This window comes from Thermogemmatispora onikobensis, assembly GCF_001748285.1.
GTDB classification, from domain to species: domain Bacteria; phylum Chloroflexota; class Ktedonobacteria; order Ktedonobacterales; family Ktedonobacteraceae; genus Thermogemmatispora; species Thermogemmatispora onikobensis.
The window spans coordinates 11,695-29,097 of the sequence record NZ_BDGT01000014.1 but is presented as its reverse complement, the minus strand read 5'-3'; the positions used below and the strand labels follow the sequence as shown (position 1 = coordinate 29,097).

The following is a 17,403-nucleotide window of genomic DNA, read 5'->3' as shown; positions in this document are numbered from 1 at the left end:
ACATTCTTGAGAAGCCGGCGCACAGCTCACTTTCGGTATCCTCATGCTTCGCTTGCTTTCGGCACCTCGTGCGGCTGCTCCTCCCTACCACACAGCGCACGCTCTCTCCTCTCGCTACGGCACGATGATACCACGCCAGGGCTGGGATGACAAGCGGACAAGCCTTTCCACCTCAATCAAGCACTGCAGAGGCTGACTCTTGCCCTTCAGGGGTGGCAGGCTGGAAAGCAGACAGAAAAGGGCGACTACGCCTGCTGCTCTTAAGTAGATAGTACTGGAAAGGGGCCAATTTTGAAAAGATTCTCCCCAAGAGAGGTTACTCTCCCACTCCCAAGGAACAGCGAGGCTGCCGCCGACTCTCTTCCCCTTTCTACCCCCATCGCCACAGGCAGCCTGGCTGATTGGTCGGTCGCCGTCGCTTGCACCGCTCGCTCCTCTGGAGCCAAGAGGTAGGGGAGGCAGCAAACCAGCGCGTGTGCAGACTGCCCGTCTTTGAGATATGCTATAGGAGAAGAGAGAAGCCTCGACGCTCTTGCCTCTGGCTTTTCTCTCTCAACCCATGCGAGCAACTAGCGAGGACAAAGAGCATGAAGGAAAGCGCAAGCGCACAATTGCCAGAGAAAGAAGCCTGGAAGCGGGCGGTGGGCGAGGCTGCCGCCGCTCTGGTCGAAACGGGCATGGTCATCGGCCTGGGCAGTGGCTCGACCGCCGAGTGGATGATCCGCGCTCTGGGGCGCCGGCTCCAACAGGAAGGCTTGCGGATCGCAGGAGCCGTGCCTACTTCGGAACGGACCGAAGCCGTAGCGCGCGATGTGGGTATCCCCCTGACGGACCTCGATCATTACCCTGAGCTGGACCTCGATATCGACGGCACCGATGAAATCGATCCTCATCTCCACCTCATTAAAGGCGGCGGAGGCGCCTTGCTCCGCGAAAAGGTCGTGGCCTCAGCTTCGCGCCGCTTCATCGTGATCGCCGACGTCACTAAGCAAGTGCCGCTGCTCGGCCTCCATGTCCCTCTGCCTATCGAAACCGTGCCCTTCGCTTTGACCCCGGTCAGACGCCACCTCGAGGCCCTCGGAGCTGAGGCTCGCCTGCGTCAGCGCGACGGCCAGCCTTTCTATACAGACAATGGCAATCTCATTCTCGATTGTTACTTCCCCAACGGCATCGCTGACCCGGGGGAGTTGGAGAACCGTCTGCGGCGCATCGTCGGCGTGGTTGAAACCGGCCTCTTCCTGCATATGGCTACTGAGGCTCTGATCGCAGGACCAGCCGGCATCACCCACCTGGTCCGCCACTCCGAGGCCGATAGCAGCACCACGGCAGGCCCCGCTCTTCCTTGACAGCTCACTTGCTTTGTCATTATAATCTTTTTAAGATATTTAAAAACCTCCTTCGACTTCTTTCTCGCAAGAGGAGAGGAGGTTTTTTTGTAGTCCGGCTATTTCTTCTTGCATCGCGGATGGATTCATTGCTGCATCCTGGCCAGCGCTGGCTTTGGCCTGCTGTGCTCTCGTGTCCGCCGGCGCTGGCAGATGAGGCAATGCACTGCCGCAGCTAGCTAGTGCTTCTGGACCAAAGGAGTACCAGCGTTGAGCAATGATACGTTTAGCCCGCAGGGCAAATTCACGCCTCCGAAGGAATCTCCCTGGTCACTCTCGACGAGACGCATCGTCACTGCCGGTGTGCTGGCCGGCCTGACCATCTTAATGGCCTACATTCCTTTCGTCGGCTATATTCCTCTGCCAACACCGGCAGGGGCCGCCACTACGGAGCATCTGCCGGTGATCGTTGGTTCTGTTCTTGAAGGCCCGTTGGTCGGTATGATCACGGGTTTCTTTTTCGGCCTGACCAGCTTCCTGCGCGCCGGCAGCCCTCTGTTCAAAGATCCGCTGATCGCTTTCCTGCCGCGCATCCTGATTGGCCTAACCTCGTGGCTGGCTTTCGCCGCTCTGCAGCGCGCGAATCGCACTGCGGCCTCGGCCCTGGCGGGCGCCGTTGGCTCGGCCACCAATACGGTCTTTGTGCTCGGCCTTGGTTTTCTGCGCGGTTATCTGACCTGGGGCTTTATTGTGCTGATTATTCCCCAGGCCGTGGTGGAGGCGATCGCGGCAGCGATCGTGATCACTTTGATCGTGCGCTCCTACGAGGCGGTGCGGGGCCGGCTGGCGCGCGCACGCGAGACCAGGCCACGCGATACCCTGCCGTACTAAGGAGCCAGGCGCGCTGAGCCATGATCGAAGTCAACAACGTTACGTTCCGCTATAGTGGCGAAGCCGAAGAAGGGATCGCACCAGCCCTGGAAGAGGTTACGCTACGGATCGGTGAGGGCGAGACTATCGCCCTCATCGGTCACAATGGCTCGGGCAAGAGCACACTGGCCCGGCTGCTGGCGGCGATCTTGCTGCCGCAGCGGGGAAGCGTGATCGTCGATGGTCTGCGCACGGACGCCGGCGGCGAGAGCCTTTGGCAGATCCGTCAGTCTGTGGGCCTTGTCTTCCAGAACCCCGATGATCAGCTGGTCGCTAATACGGTGATCGATGAGATCGCTTTTGGACCGGAAAATCTGGGCCTGCCGCGCTTCGAGATTGAGGAGCGCGTTGAGGAGATGCTCGATCTGCTGGATCTGCGACCATACGCCAGACACGCGGTGAGCGATCTCTCTCAGGGCCAAAAGCAGCGTCTGGCCGTGGCTGGCGTCCTGGCCATGCGCCCCCGCTACCTGATTCTCGATGAGCCGACGACGATGATCCCCGGACGCACTGCCGAGCAGCTGCTCGAGACGGTACGCCGCCTGGCACGTGAGCGAGGCATTACCGTGCTCCATATTACCCATCATATGTACGAGTTGGTCGATTTCGATCGCGTCATTGTCATGGACCGGGGGCATGTCTTGCTGGATGGGACACCGGCCAATGTTCTGCGCCATCGGGAGGAGCTGGAGCGCGCTGGTCTGGGCCTGCCACTGATTACACGGCTCGGCCAACGTTTGCGCGCCAGAGGCTGGTCGCAGCTCCCAGAGGTGATTCTGACTCTGGAGGATCTGAAGGCGGCTTTATGCTCTTTGAAGTAAAGGATGTCTTCTATACCCGCATGCGCGGAACTCCCTTTGCGGTCGAGGCCCTCAAGGGCTGCAGTCTGACGATCCCCGAGGGGAAGATTACCGCCATTGTGGGGCCAACGCAGGCCGGGAAGTCAACGCTGTTGCTGACGTTGCTGGGCCTGGTGCGACCGAGTCGCGGCTCGGTTCTCTTCCGCGGCCAGGATATCCACCAGGCTACTTTCGATCTTGAGGCCCTGCGCTTGCGCGTCGGAATCGTCTTCCAGTCGCCGGAGGCCCAGCTCTTTGAGGAGACGGTGGGCAAGGATGTCTCTTTCGGGCCTCGTCGGAAAAAGCTCTCGCCGGCGCAGTCGCGGCGCCTGGTTCAGGAGTCGCTGGAGGCGGTAGGACTTCCCTATGAGGAGTTTCGTACGCGCTATGTTGCTTCCCTGAGCGGCGGACAGAAGCGCCGCGTGGCAATCGCCGGGGTGCTGGCACTAGAGCCGGAGGCTCTTCTCTTCGATGAGCCGATGGCAGGTCTCGATCCCCAGGGCCGGCAGGAGCTGCTGGCTTTGCTGCAGCGCTTAAAGACGGAACGCCAGCTGACGATTGTGCTCACCTCTAGCAGCCTGGCCGACGTGGCAGCGCTGGCTGATCAGGTGATCGTCCTCCACGAGGGACGGGTGATCTTGAGTGGTAGCTCGCGCGAGGTGCTGGCTCACGCAGAGGAGCTGCTGGCGCTCGACATTACTTTGCCTGAGACGACACAGATCGCTCTGGGCCTGCGCTCACTCTGGCCCGCTCTCCGCTGCGATGTGCTGACCTTAGCCGAGCTTGAAGAGGAGCTGGTTCGCTTTCTTCCGCAGGCCGCCAGCCAGAAGCCTCAGCTCTCCTCTTCTTGAGACTTGCCAGCAGGTGGTCACTATGATCGAGATCTCGCGCCATATCTCCTTTGGTCAATACGTCGATAACGGCTCCTGGCTGACACGCCTTGATCCGCGGGCCAAGATTCTGTGTTTTGCCTTGACCGTGGCGGCTTTTACCTATATTAGCCAGTTCGCCGCTCTGACGTTCTGCCTCGTTTTCTGCCTCTTTCTTCAATGGCTCTCTCGTCTGCCGCTGCGCTACGTGCTGCAGGGTATGCGCATGTTCATTAGCTTTCTGCTGGTGCTCTATGCTTTTCAGGTCCTGTTCTATACCTCAAGCACACAGGCAAACAGCATCATCTGGCACTGGGGTCCGTTGACGATCTCTTGGGAGGGCCTCATTCATAGCACCCAAGTCGATCTGCGGGTGATTTTCCTGTACTATTTGACCTCGCTCCTGATGCTGACGACTTCGCTGGTCGACCTGGCTGACGGGGCTGAGGCTTTGCTGCGTCCACTCCGTCGTCTCGGGCTGCCAGTTCACGAGTTGGTCATGGTCTTTGTGATTGCTCTGAAGTTCGTGCCGCTCCTTATCACCGAGGTGGAGCGCTTGAGCATCGCCCAGGCAACGCGCGGCGTGCGCTTCGGACGGGGTAATCCTGTGCAGCGTATTCGCGCGCTGAGTGGGATCATTGTGCCCCTCTTTATGAGCGGGCTGCAGCGCGTGGAGATGCTGAGCACAGCAATGGAGGCCCGTTGCTATCGCGCCGGCTACCGCGGCTGGCGTCGGAGTAAGTTGCACGCGCTGCAGTGGACTGGCTCCGATAGTCTGGCGTTGGCCTGCTGTCTGCTGCTCTGCGGGCTGTTGGTGGCTCTGAACCTCGTTAGTCCTTTCTAGCTGGCGCCGGCACATCAGCGATTTTGCTCTGCCGGCGCCACTGCCCCCCAGCGCGGACTGAACTTGAGAGGCCGCTGCTGATCAATCGCCCCTTCGCTTGAGTCAGCGATCTCTTTCCAGAAGGCAGCCTCTCCTCTCGACGTTGCTTGCTTTACGGTTAGCATCTTATCCCCCCGACTTTAGCCATCCTCGTCCTTCGCCTGGCGGCCTCGTGTCAATGATACGAGAGAAAATGTTGACAAATCATCGTCTAATCCGTAAACTTATATCATAAGTTATCACATCCATCTGGATAGAAGCGAGAGGGAGGAAGGGAGGGAACAGAAGGGCTTAGGGCCTGCGCAGGTCGTCGTTGCGAGAGTGTGTGCTCAGCGAGGCCGGGCGAGGCGGACAGTGCCAGCGAGGAAGGTAATCAGGCAGGTATATGGAGATGTCCAGCAGAGATTTTGATGTTGATATTCTTGTGATCGGTGGGGGTGTTGTTGGTTGCGCGATTCTGCGTGAGCTTGCGCGTTATGATGCCAGCGTTGCTTTGCTGGAGCAGTACCCCGACGTCTGTGAGGGAACCAGCAAGGCCAACAGTGCTATTGTTCATACTGGCTTTGATGCCCGGCCCGGCACCCTGGAGGCGCGCCTGCTGGCCGAAGCGCGCCAGCTGTGGCCGGAGGTCATCGCGCGTCTGCACATTCCCTATCTGCAGACGGGGGCCTTGATGGTGGCCCTCAACGAGCAGGAGCAGGCTACCATTGCCAGGGAGATCGTGCCGAAAGCCGAAGCCAATGGGGTCACGCTGCAGCCATTGAGCCGGGCGGAGATTTTGGAGGCAGCCCCTTACGTGAACGAGCGGATCGTCGGCGGCGTCCTGGTTGAAGGCGAAGGAGTGATCGATCCTTTTTGGACGACGCGCGCCTATTGCGAGCATGCCATCCTCAATGGGGCCCGCCTCTTCCTAGGCGAGCGCGTGAACGCCGTTGAGGTAGCACCAGAACGGCTTCGGGTGCATACGGCTAGCGGCAAGACCTTCTCAGCGGCCCTCGTCGTCAATGCCGCTGGACTGTGGGCCGATGAGATCGCAGGTCTGGCGGGTGATCATTCCTTCAGCCTCACACCGCGCAAGGGTGAGTTTCTGATCACCGAGGAAGATCACGGTGTAGCGCAGATTATTTTGCCGGTCCCAAGCGAGGTCTCCAAAGGCATTTTGGTGACGCCGATTGTTTTTGGCGGCGTGCTGCTTGGGCCAACGGCGGAGGATGTCAGCGATAAGCGAGACCTGGCAACAACCACAGAGGGACAGCAGCGCATTCGCCAAGGAGTGGGGAGGCTGGTGCCGGCAATGGCCACGGCCTCCACTGTGCGCCAGTTCGCTGGCTTGCGTGCTGTGAGCAGCACTGGCGACTATATCATTCGCCCATCAACCGTCAGCGAGCGTCTGCTTCATGTAGCTGGCATTCGTTCTACTGGCCTGTCGGCTTCACCGGCTATCGGGCGCTATGTTGGCACGCTGGTCGGGAAGACGTTGGGGCTGCGCCTGCGTACAAGCTACCGCGAAGGGCTGCCGGAGCCGTTGAGTGAAGCCGCACATGAAGATGGCGAGGTGATCTGTCTCTGTCGTTCGATTACTCGCGGCGAGATTCTGGCCGCTCTGCGTTCACCTCTCCCTCCGCAGACCCTGGATGGCCTGAAGCGACGGACGGGCGCGATGTTGGGCGAGTGCCAGGGCAATCTCTGTCTCCCTCGCCTGATCGAATTGTTCCAGCAGGAGCTGGGACGCGATCCTTTGTCTCTGGAGAAGCATGCCCCAGGCTCGCGCTTGCTGGTCGAGCGCCCGCAGCGGCGAGCGGCCCAGGTGAGAACAACGGGCAGGAGCTGAAAGGGCGGTTGCGGTTGGAACAGGAACAAAGGATGTAGATGAGGAAGGAGCAGATGTCAGTACATACCTTGGAGGACATACCTCTGATGGAAGACTTGCATGAGGGAGAGGTTTATGATGTGGCCATTGTCGGAGCTGGTTTGAGCGCCTTGAGCTTGCTGCACAGCGGGGTCGCGGCTCTCGGGCGCACGGTGGTGCTCGAGTATCAGGAGCAGGTGGGTGGTCTGCTGCGCTACCTGTTGCCAGCCGACGGCTTTGGAGCAGAATGGGAGCTGCTAGAGCATTTTCAGCTTCCAGCGGGGGTGAGGCTGCTCCTGCAAACGACAGCGGTGGGGCTGTTGCCTGGCAGCGATGCTGAGTCGAGCCATACGCTGGTCGTCCGGCGGCGCCAGGGGACGGCGCAGCTGCGTGCTCGCCAGGTGGTGATTGCCTGCGGCGGCGTGGAGCGCCCCCGCGAGCATGATGCCATTCCGGGAACGCGCCCGGCGGGCGTCATGACCCCCGTACTGGCTCTGCAGCTGCTGGCCCGTGGCTATCTGCCGGGGCGGCGCGCCCTGGTATACGGGGATTCGCGCTATGCTCTGGCCACGGCCAGGCGTCTGGTGGAGGCGGGTCTGGAGGTGATCACGGCAGCCCCCCCCAGCAGTAACGGTCGCGCTGTCAGGCTCTGCGGAACCATACAGGAGATCTGCGGTTTCCCTCGTCTCTCCGCCGTGCGCTTGCTCTCTGATGATCAGCAGTCGGTGGAGGTCGAGGTTGATACCCTGATCTACGCCGCTGGCCTGCTGGCAGGCACGCACTGGCTGAAAGGCAGCGGGATCGAACTCACCGCCACCGGCGCGATCGCTGTTGATGCCCATTATCGCACCAATATTCCGGGCATCTATGCTATCGGCACAGTGGTCAGACCTGAGATCGATCATGAGTCTTCCTTGCTCATGGGGAAAGAGGTGGCAGCCAGGCTGCCAGGAGGTGTATCATGAAGCTCAACGGAGCGGTCAGTGTCAGCGCGCCTCGGGAAGAGGTCTGGCAGATCTTTATGGACCCGGCCCAGCTCTGTCGAGTCGTCCCCGGCTGTGAGCAGGCACAGCGTTTGGACGATACCCACTATGAGGCGCAGCTGGCGGTCAAGATTCAATTCATGACCATCCGCGCCCGCGCCCACGGTGCCTTGCTGGAGGCGCGTGAGCCTGATCATCTGGTCGCTGAGATGGTCGGCGAGCCGCTGGCAATGGCCGGGGCTTTCCGTGCCCACCTGGTGGTTGACCTGATCCCCATCGCGGGAGGAACGGAGGTACGTTACACGATCGAGCTTTCGATGCTGGGGCGCCTGGCCAGCCTGGGCGAGGCTATCATCCGGGCAACAGCGAATCGGCTGGCGTCACAGTTCGCCGCCAATGTTGCTCAGCTCTTCTCTGCCCAGGCCCAGGAACCTGGTCAACGTTAGAGTTGGCCATTGCTCGCCTGGTCTGCCCAGCGCCGGAACGGGCAGGCTCAGGTCCGCTACTCCTTCCTTCATTCCCCATCGGGATGAAGCTATCACATGGTCTGCTGCGCAGGGGAGCGCGCCCATGAGGCCCGAGCTGAGGACCGCCTCAGCCCGGCTAGCAAGCTAGCGTAGCGCCCACCGGGCTGGGGTGAGTTGCAGCTGACCCTCAGCCAGTAGTTCCTCAAGGATGCGCAGTTGTTTGCCCTGCAGAAGAAAGGAGCACCTTCTATGTCGCTCAGCGAGCAACCACAGCTGGTCTCAGAAGAGCAGCTTGTCGAACAGTTTGGTTACCGGCAGGAGTTCCGCCGCGAATTGAAGCGCTTTGCTTCCTTCGCCGTGGGTTTCTCCTTTATCTCGATCACGACAGGTATCTTCACCACCTACGGCTCAGTGCTGAACTGGGGCGGGCCTCTTGGTATCTGGACCTGGCCACTGGTCATCGTTGGTCAGCTTCTGGTGGCGCTCGTCTTTGGGGCCCTGGCCTCGCGCATTCCACTGGCCGGCTACTCGTATCAGTGGGCCTCGCGGTTGATTAACCCGAAGATTGGCTGGCTCACAGGCTGGATCTCCTTCACCTTCCTGGTGGTTGATGTTGTGGCGGTCGACTACGCGGTGGCGCAGACAGTTCTGCCAACGCTCTTTGGCTATACAGAGACGCCAGTCAATGCCTGGATCGCCACCGCCGCAGTGATCCTCATCCAGACGCTGCTCGTGCTCTTTTCTACTGTCTGGGCGACGCGCATCAACAACACTGCCGTCGGGACGGAGGTGGTCGGCATCGTGGGCCTGACTTTGCTCCTGCTGATCGTCGGCGGTGTCCGCGGCCTGTTGCATCCTGATCATCTCTTCAGCACAGGCAGCGTGTCAACAGCTAACTACTTCAGTCTTGGTGGCCTCTTCTCCAGCGGCCCCTTTATGCTCTCCTTCTTACTGGGGGCCTTCACGATCGTTGGCTTCGAGGCCGCCGCGAATCTGGCTGAAGAGACGCATGAGGCGCACCGCACAGTGCCGTTTGCTATGTGGTCTTCAGTCCTGCTGAGCGGCGTCGTTGGCTTCGCCTTTCTGATCGCTCTCAACCTGGCTTCGGACAACTTGCAGGCCCTGGCTGGCTCCGCGACACCGGTGGCCGATATCATTACTCATGTCCTCGGGCCGATCGTGGGCGATATTTTCCTGGTGCTGGTGACCTTCTCAATCTTTGCCTGCGGCCTGGTGATCTTTATCACCCTGACACGCCTGATCTGGGCAATGTCACGCGATGAGCGCTTTCCTGCTTCGCACTGGCTGCGCCAGGTCAATCCCAATACGGGCACACCCGTTCCGTCAACCGTGCTCTCCTTTGTCCTGTGCGAGCTGGTCCTGGCCCTCTTCGCCGGCATCGGCCTGGCGCTGAACCAGACGACAACCCTCAGCAATCTCTTCTCAGCGGCCACGCTCTTGCCCGCGATTATCTACTTGTTGACTGTGATCTACTATGTGGTCGCTCGGCGACGCCTGCCCTCCATCCCCGGCGGCTTCAATCTGGGTCTCTTTGAGTGGCCGGTGATTATCCTGGCCCTCGTCTGGCTCGTCTTCGAACTGCTAATCTTCCGCGATGGGCAGTTTGCTGTTCCCTGGCTCTATACTCTGGGAATGTTCGCCCTCGGCCTGATCTACTTCGTCTGGCTGCTCATCGCTCGACCGGAAGTCTTGAAGACGGTGCCGATCGAGGAGACCGTTCGCGCCCTGGGCAACTCCTCACCTTCCGCCGAGATCTCAGGCTCGTCAACGACGTAGCAGAGGAGCGCACTCTAGCCGACCGACCCAACCTGCTTGCTCCCCTGGTCTTGCTCGTGCGTCTGCCACCTCTGGCTCCCTGCCTGCGAGCCAGGAGCCAATCGGGTACGAGCAAGACCAGAGGCGATGAGATACCATCGGTCATGCTGCGTTGGGAAGGGCATCAGTACAGGAGGAGGAGAGCAAGGATGATGGTACCCGCAATACTCGCTATCGATCAGGGAACCACCCGCACCAAAGCGCTCATCTTTGATTCCGAAGCTCGTTGTCTGGCCCAGGCAGCGAGCGAGGTGCCACTGACTTATCCACAACCGGGCTGGGTGGAACAGAATCCCGCTGACTTGCTGGAGAGCGTGATCGCGAATGCCCGCGCTGCTCTACAGGCCGCCGGCGAGGTCTCTTTGCTGGCCTGCGGCCTGGCGAATCAGGGCGAGACGGTAGTGGTCTGGCACCGGCGCAGCGGGCAACCACTCTACAATGCGATTAGCTGGCAGGACCGCCGCACCGATTTGCTGTGCGAGCAGCTGCGCCGCGAGGGGGCCGAACGCTTGATCCGCGAGCGCACCGGGCTGCCGCTCGATCCCTATTTTTCAGCGACGAAGATCCGCTGGATTCTGGATAATGTGCCCGGGGCACGCGAACTGGCCTCTCGTGGCGAGCTACTGGCGGGTACCACCGACTCCTGGCTCATGTGGTGCCTGCTGGGCGAGCATCGCACCGATGAGACAACAGCCTCACGGACGATGCTCTACAATCCTCGCGCGCGCGATTGGGACGAGGAGATCCTGGCATTGCTGGAGATCCCTCGCTCGATCTTGCCCGAAATTCAACCATCTTGTTCGCTCTTTGGGACGATCTCGGCGGAGCGCTTCGGCTGCCCTTTGCCACTGACCGCTTCGTTGGTGGACCAACAGGCGGCCCTCTTTGGCCAGGCATGCTACGCCCCCAACGACGTGAAGGTAACCTACGGTACTGGCGCCTTTATCTTGCTCAACGCCGGCCAGACGCTGCCGACTTCGCGCCACGGCCTGCTTCCAACGGTTGCCTGGTCACGCGGCGAGGAGATCGTCTACGCCCTCGACGGCGGCATCTATGTGGCCGGGGCCGCCATCCAGTGGCTGCGCGATATCGGCCTCGTCCATAGCCCCGAGGAGACGCTGGAGCTGGCCCTCTCCGTCCCCGATAGCGGCGGCGTCTTCTTTGTGCCAGCTCTGGCCGGCCTGGCCGCCCCCTATTGGGATAGCTACGCCCGCGGCACGATCATCGGCCTGACTCGCGGGACAACACGCGCTCACCTGGTGCGGGCTACCCTGGAGGGGATTGCCTTCAGTACGCGCGACGTGCTGCAGGCAATGGTCCAGGATACGGGACGCCCAATCGGTAGCTTGAAGGTCGACGGGGGCGCCTCGGCAAATAGCTTCCTGATGCAGGCGCTGGCCGATATTACTGGAGTCGAGGTGCATATCGCCGCCGTCCAGGAAACAACAGCGCTGGGTGCCGCTCTCTTGGCAGGGATTGGAGCCGGCCTCTGGCGCGATGAGACGGAAACAGCCCGCCTCTGGCACGAGGCAAAGGTCTACCGCCCGCGGGGCAATGGTTCGATCGAGGCACTCTATCGGCGCTGGTTTAATGCGGTGGAGCGCGCGCGTGGTTGGGCCGCTATCGCTTGAGCCTGCTTTCGCTTTGCCCGCAGCCTGCGCTTTCTTTTGTTTGTTCACTACCACCCGTCTGCCAGCGGGAGCAGGAAGCCACCTCGCCGAATCAGCGAGGTGGCTCCTTTGCTTGCTCCGCCTCCTCTGCTAACCCCAGGCCATCGGCCTCGCCAGAACTCGCCCCTTCCACGCGCTCGATTCGCTCGCCGTCCGCCGGCCTGCTCCGGCAGTGCCAGGGCACCCCCGAGACGAACAGATGCTCTTGACAAATGTTCTCAACAGTGAGTATACTTTGAATTGCATAAACTGTAGTTATTGTTTCTGCATATGTTGCCCGGGTCTACCACATGTAGAACATTTGTTCTGATAGAGTGCTGCACCCGGGCAGAAGCCGCTAGCAGGATCATGATATGGTGCGAGAGCTGAGCGCAGCGGTCGGGGTGGAGATTGGAAGCAGTCGGGCAACGATCGCAATTATTTCTGCCGACGGTCAGGTTTGGGAGCGCTTCGAAGCCAGAACGCTGCGCGGGCGTCCAGCACGGGCCACGTTGGAGCCATATCTACGAGCGATAGATGCCGCCTTGCAGCGAGCCACGGGAGCAGGCTACGCCTTGCGTGGCATTGGCCTGGCCTTGCCAGGAAAACTTGACCAGACATACCGCCGTCCTTTTCTCATTCCTCTCCTGCCTTCACTCAACCACTTCCCCCTGAGCGATCTGTTGGAAACGCGCTATCACCTGCCCGTGCGCCTGCACAGCGACGTGGATGCGGCGGCGCTGGGCGAATATGCCTTTGGCGCCGCCAGGAGCAGACGTCGTGCTTTGCTGCTCACCGTTCAAGCGGTTGTGGGAGCGGCCCTGATCAGCGATGGGCAACCGGAGCCGACGGCCCGCGACTGCACTGGCCACGTCTGTCATCTGCCTGTCGCCAATAATGGCCCGCGCTGTAGCTGCGGGCGTCGCGGCTGCATCAGTACCCTGGTCTCGCTAGAGGCGCTCCAGCGTCTGATTCAGCGCGCCGCTCGTAGGGGTGAGCCGAGTAGTCTGATTCAGCGCCTTAGCAATCGTGAGCAATTCAGCGCCCAATTGCTGGCCGAGGAAGCGGCCCGAGGCGATGGGCTGGCGCTCGCTCTCTATCAGGAGGTAGGGCATTGGCTTGGAGTTGCTGCGGCCCATTATGTGCGCCATTTTGCTCCCGAGGTGGTAGTAGTGGGTAACGGCCTGCTCAATGCCGACGAGCTCCTGCTCAGCCATCTGCGCCACTCGCTGCTCTCACAATCTGGGGGGCCACCGACGGTGGAGGAGAGCCAGCGTGTACAGGCTCTGAGCATTGTTCCGGCGTATCTGGGACGGGATGCCGCTCTCATCGGGAGCGCCGTACCGTTTCTGGCTCCTGTACCAGCCAGCCAGGCTGAGGGGGCCTTACCTGCACCACCCTCTCAGCAGCCCTCTGCGCTGGCTGGCGGAGGCGGACCGGCGCGTGAAGAGCTGGCCGCTGCCCAGAGGCGGGATGTCCGTTCCTATCGCTATCCCCCGACCAGCGATGATCTCAGTCGCTCGCTCGCCGAGCGTCCCCTTCTACCAGGACCTCACCTACCCGACGACCTTGGTCCCGCAGCGCCTCCCCATCCCCGACTGAATCCTCGCCGCCTGCACGGTCGCGATCGTTAGCCTAACTCGCGGGTTGAGGCTCCTCCCACTGCGGCGCCGCAAAGGCGAGCTGCACCAACATCGGTGGATGCTTCGGCTGCACCAGGTAGGCCCGGCCAGGTGGCAAGGGCGTCGCCGCCTGGCCGTGTAAGAGCTTCCCCTCCATCGGGTCACCGCTCATGATGAGGCCCGGCGTTCCCATCTCGCGGAGACGCTGCATGATCGGCTCAAACAGAGCTCGGGAGGCCCCTCCCACACGGTGTACAAGCACCAGATGGAAGCCGATATCGCCCCCCACAATCAGGTATTCTTGCAGTGGCATCAGTGGGCTGCCGCTCATCCCCCCAATTGCCTCATAGTCATCAACGAAGAGAAAGTAATGCCTGCCATCCCATTGCCGCGGGCGACGTAGCTCGCTCAACGGCACCTCCGAGACCTTCCTGAGACGTCGCTCCAGGTCCACTTTGAGATTGCCTACACAGCTCGTTAAGGTCTGGCTGTTGTAGGCATAGACCAATAAGGACCGACTGTCGATAAAGTCCAGCAGCCGCTTGCGAAAGTCGATGATAGCATAGGCGACCTGCTGAGGCGTGTAGCGCTTCTCCAGACCACGTATCCAGCTACGCAGCAGCGTGGTCTTGCCACACTCACTGTCGCCCAGAATCAGGAAGTGGGGACCACCCCCAATCAGATCAATATAGATTGGCTTCAGACGAAACTCTTCCAGCCCGATCGGTACCCCTGGCGGCTCCCCAGGCAACGGCTCCGGCAGGTCTTCCCAGCGCACCAGCGGCGGCAGCATCAAGACCGGCGGGGCCACTAATCCTTTCCAGCCCTGACGTATGCGCTCAATGAGGCTCAGGAGATACTGCTGAACACGCTGATGGAGATCTTCGATCTCTGCCTGCCTGTCATCTATCAGCAGCGGCAAGGAAATCTGAAAGAAGAGTTTCTCACGGTTGGCCCCACGCCCCGGCACACCTGCAGGAATGGCCGCCGCTAGCGCTCGCCCTAGCTCCGAATCGACAGGGTCGTTGAGGCGCAGCTCTAAGCGCGTGCCAATATTGTCGCGCAAACGGGGACGGACCTCGGCCCAGCGGCTGGTTGCGATGATCAGATGGACGCCATAGGCCAGGCCGCTAGAGGCAATTTCGACCAGGTCAGGCTCCAGCTGATCGAAGTCTTGATGGAACTGGGCGAAGTTATCGATGATCAGAAAGACATCGCCAAAGGGCACGTCATCCAGCTCGCCGCGCTGGCGCATGGCACGGAAGGTTGTCATGCTGTCAATGCCGCGCTCACGGAACAGGAATTCACGTTCTTCGATCACTCGCCGCATCTGACGCACCACGCGCCTGATCTTGTCGCGCTCGGGCCGGCTGCAGACAGCGCCCACGTGAGGGGCCTGCTCAAAGATGCGCAGGCGGCCCCCTCCCATGTCAATGCAGTAGAACTGGACATCGCGCGGCGTATGTGTCAGCATAAAAGCCGTAACCAGCGTGCGTAGAAAGGTGCTCTTGCCGGACTGGGGCGCCCCAACGATGGAAAGATGACCACCAGTGCCGGAGAAATCCAGCCACAGCGGCTCTTGCGCCTGCTCTAGCGGCTTGTCAAGCAGGCCAACCGGCACACGCAAATCGCCAAAGGGCGGAATCTCGCTCTCGTAGCACCCCGTCAGCCGCGGCTGCTCTGTGCGGGCAAGCACCGCCTCAAGCGTGAGAACATGGGGCAGCGGAGGCAGCCAGACCTGGTGGATGGCCCGCGTGAAGGCCGACGGCACCGCCTGGGCCAGGCGCTCAATAATGACATCCATTTCTGTATGCAGCTCGGCAGAACCAGGTACGGCCCGAGAGACCAAGGGCCCGCGCTCATTGCCTCTCACTTGCTGGTAGTGCAGAAGCTTTCCATTAGCAGTAAAGACGCGGATCTTGCTTTCTATCGAATTTTGTTCTTTCAATGGCAAATAGGGGACTGAGATCAGAGCACACTTGAAGAGCGCATAGGTCTCGACATCGACCTTGAAGTAGCCCATACCTGGGACCGAGGGCAGGTAGTAGGCATCTGCCGTTCCCAGCACTGTCCGGCTCTCTGCCGCGCTGTAGGTACGCAGACAGATCCGATAGCGCAGATGGCTCTCTAATCCCTTGATGCGCCCTTCCTCCAGACGCTGGGTAGCAAAGAGGAGGTGGAGGCCAAGGCTACGCCCGACACGCCCCATCGTCACAAAAAGATCCAAGAAATCGCTACGCTGGGCAATCAATTCGGCGAACTCATCGACAATGATCAGCAGATGGGGCATTGGCTCCAGCTCGGGATGCATCTTCCACTTGGCGCGATACTGCTTAATATTGTCGAGGTTACCTGCGTCACGCAGCATGCGCTGGCGTCGCTGCTGCTCGCCGAGCAGAGCCGCATAGACGCGATCAACCAGCGCGAGATCGCTTTGCAGGTTAGTCACCACGCCCACCACGTGAGGAAGGGCCTGGAAATCATTGAACGAGGCCCCGCCTTTAAAGTCGATCAGCACGAAGTTGAGAGAGCGCGGGTCGTGGGTCATAGCCAGAGCGCTGACCAGCGTGCGCAGCAGCTCGCTCTTCCCAGAACCAGTAGCGCCCACAATCAGGCCGTGCGGCCCCATCCCCTTATCGGCGGCCTCCTTCAGGTCGAGGAGCAGGGGATACCCATCGGCACGGCGTCCAATGGGAACACGCAAGAAATCCTCGTGCTCCCGCTCGCTCGTTCGCCAGCACTCGTCAGGACTGAAGCTATCAGCGGAGGGAAGGCCCAAGAGTTCAAGTAAGCGGATATCCTGCGCCAGATCCTGCTGGGTAGCCTCGCTAAGAGTAAGCGGGGCCAGACTGCGAGCGATGCGTTCACAGAGGGTCGGCTCGACATGATCAGGCAGTAGGCCCTCCAGACGGCGGCCACCGTAGGCGATCTCTTCAAAGTGGAGGCCGCCCACCTCCGAGAGGGCCAGTCGCGCTTGAATGGCCGCCGGCTCTTGAGAACGATCCTCAACCAGGCAGAGTACCGTGGCGCCGGCCCGGGGAGCCTCGACAAAAAGCTGCTCCAGCTCGGGAAGCTGGCCAATGGGACGATGGGGGGAAAAGCCATCGAGCACCACCACCAGGTGAGGAAGACAGGCCTGAGCGGCGCGCTTGCGCTGCTGCTGGTCGTTGCCGGCTTCCTCGCTTAGACGAGTGCGCCTCTCGATCTCTGGTTTAATCTGCTGTTGCAGAATTCGCCGTAGATCCTCGGCAGTCGTCGCCAGCATACAGAGCTGCTCGGGCGCATAGCGACGCTCGGCTTTGACCTGATGGAGACGCCGCACATGGGGCAGCCATTTCAGCCAGCTCCATTCCTCAACGCGCTCGCCAGGGAAATAGACCACACAGCGCACATCTTCCGGGGCGTGAAAAGTCACGAGCTGGCAGATCATCGCCCGCGCCAAGGCCCGGGCCGCATGGAGGTCCCCACTGATCGCTAGAGTGCCAAAGGAGCGCAGAGGGACGGTGGCCGCCATATCGTTGAGATAGCTATATTCGGCAACCAGCGCCTCAGCCTGGGCTCGTAGCTCTGGTACATACTGCACCATGAAATTGGCATCACCTCTATCTACGCGCAGAGGGCAGCAGAGGGGACCAGGCCCGAAGCCGATACGGGTCATCATGAAGTCAAAGTCGGTGGGGCGCCGCTCCCACAGGTATTGACGGCTCTCGACGCGCTCCGCCAGCTCCTCATAGGAAGGATAAAGCCGCTGCTCAATGAGCCGCTGCTCCTTGGCCAGACCAAGCAGATGCTTGCGCACCCGTTCGAGATAGGCGAGGTAGAGGCTGCGCTGCTGTTGCTGCTGCTTTTTCAGCGCATAGCGCTGCACAAAGCCCATGATCAGGCCGGAACAGATCATGAGACCTCCCATACTCCCACTGAGCACCATCATCAGCGGGTTCGTATGGAAGGTGAACATGAAAAGAACCGATCCCACGCTGCCCAGTACTGGCAAAACGTACTGGAGCCAGTTGAGTGGACCGCTCTGGGCTGGCTGCAGCGTTGGTGGGGCGCTAATGACAATCTCGTCGTCCGGAAGCCGCGGCGGGTAGGCGCGAGCTGGACGATAAAAGGTAGTAGCCTGCTTCTGCATAACACCTTCTCATCATGGC

General features: G+C 60.8%; 12 protein-coding genes. 11 read left to right on the top strand and 1 reads right to left on the bottom strand.

Annotated features, from left to right (window positions below):
• Positions 1 to 587 precede the first annotated feature (587 nt).
• The 11 genes from rpiA (at position 588) to BGC09_RS08245 (ending at position 13,264) form a co-directional block, all read left to right on the top strand.
• The gene (gene rpiA / locus BGC09_RS08295; RefSeq protein ID WP_069803420.1) at positions 588 to 1,346 is read left to right on the top strand and encodes a ribose-5-phosphate isomerase RpiA; all 759 of its coding nucleotides are present in this window, start codon (positions 588 to 590) and stop codon (positions 1,344 to 1,346) included.
• Positions 1,347 to 1,595: 249 nt separating this feature from the next.
• On the top strand, positions 1,596 to 2,216 hold the full coding sequence (locus tag BGC09_RS08290; protein WP_084658174.1) for an ECF transporter S component: 621 nt from the start codon (positions 1,596 to 1,598) through the stop codon (positions 2,214 to 2,216).
• Between the two features lie 20 nt (positions 2,217 to 2,236).
• Entirely contained in the window at positions 2,237 to 3,076 is an 840-nt protein-coding gene (locus tag BGC09_RS08285; RefSeq protein WP_069803419.1) for an ATP-binding cassette domain-containing protein, read from the top strand.
• Positions 3,061 to 3,945: an ATP-binding cassette domain-containing protein gene (locus BGC09_RS08280; protein WP_069803418.1), complete on the top strand. Its 885-nt coding sequence runs from the start codon at positions 3,061 to 3,063 to the stop codon at positions 3,943 to 3,945. The genes BGC09_RS08285 and BGC09_RS08280 overlap by 16 nt, the downstream gene beginning before the upstream one ends.
• A 22-nt stretch (positions 3,946 to 3,967) precedes the next feature.
• Positions 3,968 to 4,807 (top strand): energy-coupling factor transporter transmembrane component T family protein, encoded by an 840-nt coding sequence (locus tag BGC09_RS08275; RefSeq protein WP_069803417.1) that lies wholly within the window; start codon positions 3,968 to 3,970, stop codon positions 4,805 to 4,807.
• A gap of 430 nt (positions 4,808 to 5,237) precedes the next feature.
• Positions 5,238 to 6,677 carry an NAD(P)/FAD-dependent oxidoreductase gene (locus tag BGC09_RS08270; protein WP_069803475.1) on the top strand — a complete coding sequence of 480 codons (1,440 nt, stop codon included), beginning with the start codon at positions 5,238 to 5,240 and terminating at the stop codon, positions 6,675 to 6,677.
• 86 nt (positions 6,678 to 6,763) lie between these two features.
• Positions 6,764 to 7,660: an NAD(P)/FAD-dependent oxidoreductase gene (locus BGC09_RS08265; protein WP_176728877.1), complete on the top strand. Its 897-nt coding sequence runs from the start codon at positions 6,764 to 6,766 to the stop codon at positions 7,658 to 7,660.
• Complete coding sequence (locus tag BGC09_RS08260; RefSeq protein WP_069803415.1) at positions 7,657 to 8,124, top strand: SRPBCC family protein; 468 nt, start codon at positions 7,657 to 7,659, stop codon at positions 8,122 to 8,124. Before BGC09_RS08265 ends, BGC09_RS08260 begins: the two co-directional genes overlap by 4 nt.
• 270 nt (positions 8,125 to 8,394) lie before the next feature.
• Positions 8,395 to 9,942, top strand: coding sequence for an amino acid permease (locus BGC09_RS08255; protein ID WP_069803414.1), 1,548 nt, complete (start codon positions 8,395 to 8,397; stop codon positions 9,940 to 9,942).
• 188 nt (positions 9,943 to 10,130) lie between these two features.
• Positions 10,131 to 11,612, top strand: a complete 1,482-nt coding sequence (gene glpK / locus BGC09_RS08250) for a glycerol kinase GlpK (RefSeq protein WP_218103995.1) — start codon at positions 10,131 to 10,133, stop codon at positions 11,610 to 11,612.
• Between the two features lie 392 nt (positions 11,613 to 12,004).
• On the top strand, positions 12,005 to 13,264 hold the full coding sequence (locus BGC09_RS08245; protein ID WP_069803413.1) for an ROK family protein: 1,260 nt from the start codon (positions 12,005 to 12,007) through the stop codon (positions 13,262 to 13,264).
• Between the two features lies 1 nt (position 13,265).
• Here the strand turns inward: BGC09_RS08245 and eccCa are convergent, their stop codons facing one another.
• A complete protein-coding gene (gene eccCa, locus BGC09_RS08240; protein WP_084658170.1) occupies positions 13,266 to 17,384 on the bottom strand; it encodes a type VII secretion protein EccCa in 4,119 nt (1,372 codons plus the stop codon).
• Between the last annotated feature and the right edge of the window lie 19 nt (positions 17,385 to 17,403).

What these genes read in the sequence shown, in the direction of transcription:
- rpiA (WP_069803420.1), top strand. Translation starts at nt 588, where the DNA reads ATGAAGGAAAGCGCAAGCGCACAATTGCCAGAGAAAGAAGCCTGGAAG.
- BGC09_RS08285 (WP_069803419.1), top strand. Translation starts at nt 2,237, where the DNA reads ATGATCGAAGTCAACAACGTTACGTTCCGCTATAGTGGCGAAGCCGAA.
- BGC09_RS08280 (WP_069803418.1), top strand. Translation starts at nt 3,061, where the DNA reads ATGCTCTTTGAAGTAAAGGATGTCTTCTATACCCGCATGCGCGGAACT.
- BGC09_RS08275 (WP_069803417.1), top strand. Translation starts at nt 3,968, where the DNA reads ATGATCGAGATCTCGCGCCATATCTCCTTTGGTCAATACGTCGATAAC.
- BGC09_RS08270 (WP_069803475.1), top strand. Translation starts at nt 5,238, where the DNA reads ATGTCCAGCAGAGATTTTGATGTTGATATTCTTGTGATCGGTGGGGGT.
- BGC09_RS08265 (WP_176728877.1), top strand. Translation starts at nt 6,764, where the DNA reads ATGGAAGACTTGCATGAGGGAGAGGTTTATGATGTGGCCATTGTCGGA.
- BGC09_RS08260 (WP_069803415.1), top strand. Translation starts at nt 7,657, where the DNA reads ATGAAGCTCAACGGAGCGGTCAGTGTCAGCGCGCCTCGGGAAGAGGTC.
- BGC09_RS08255 (WP_069803414.1), top strand. Translation starts at nt 8,395, where the DNA reads ATGTCGCTCAGCGAGCAACCACAGCTGGTCTCAGAAGAGCAGCTTGTC.
- glpK (WP_218103995.1), top strand. Translation starts at nt 10,131, where the DNA reads ATGATGGTACCCGCAATACTCGCTATCGATCAGGGAACCACCCGCACC.
- BGC09_RS08245 (WP_069803413.1), top strand. Translation starts at nt 12,005, where the DNA reads ATGGTGCGAGAGCTGAGCGCAGCGGTCGGGGTGGAGATTGGAAGCAGT.
- eccCa (WP_084658170.1), bottom strand. Translation starts at nt 17,384, where the DNA reads ATGCAGAAGCAGGCTACTACCTTTTATCGTCCAGCTCGCGCCTACCCG.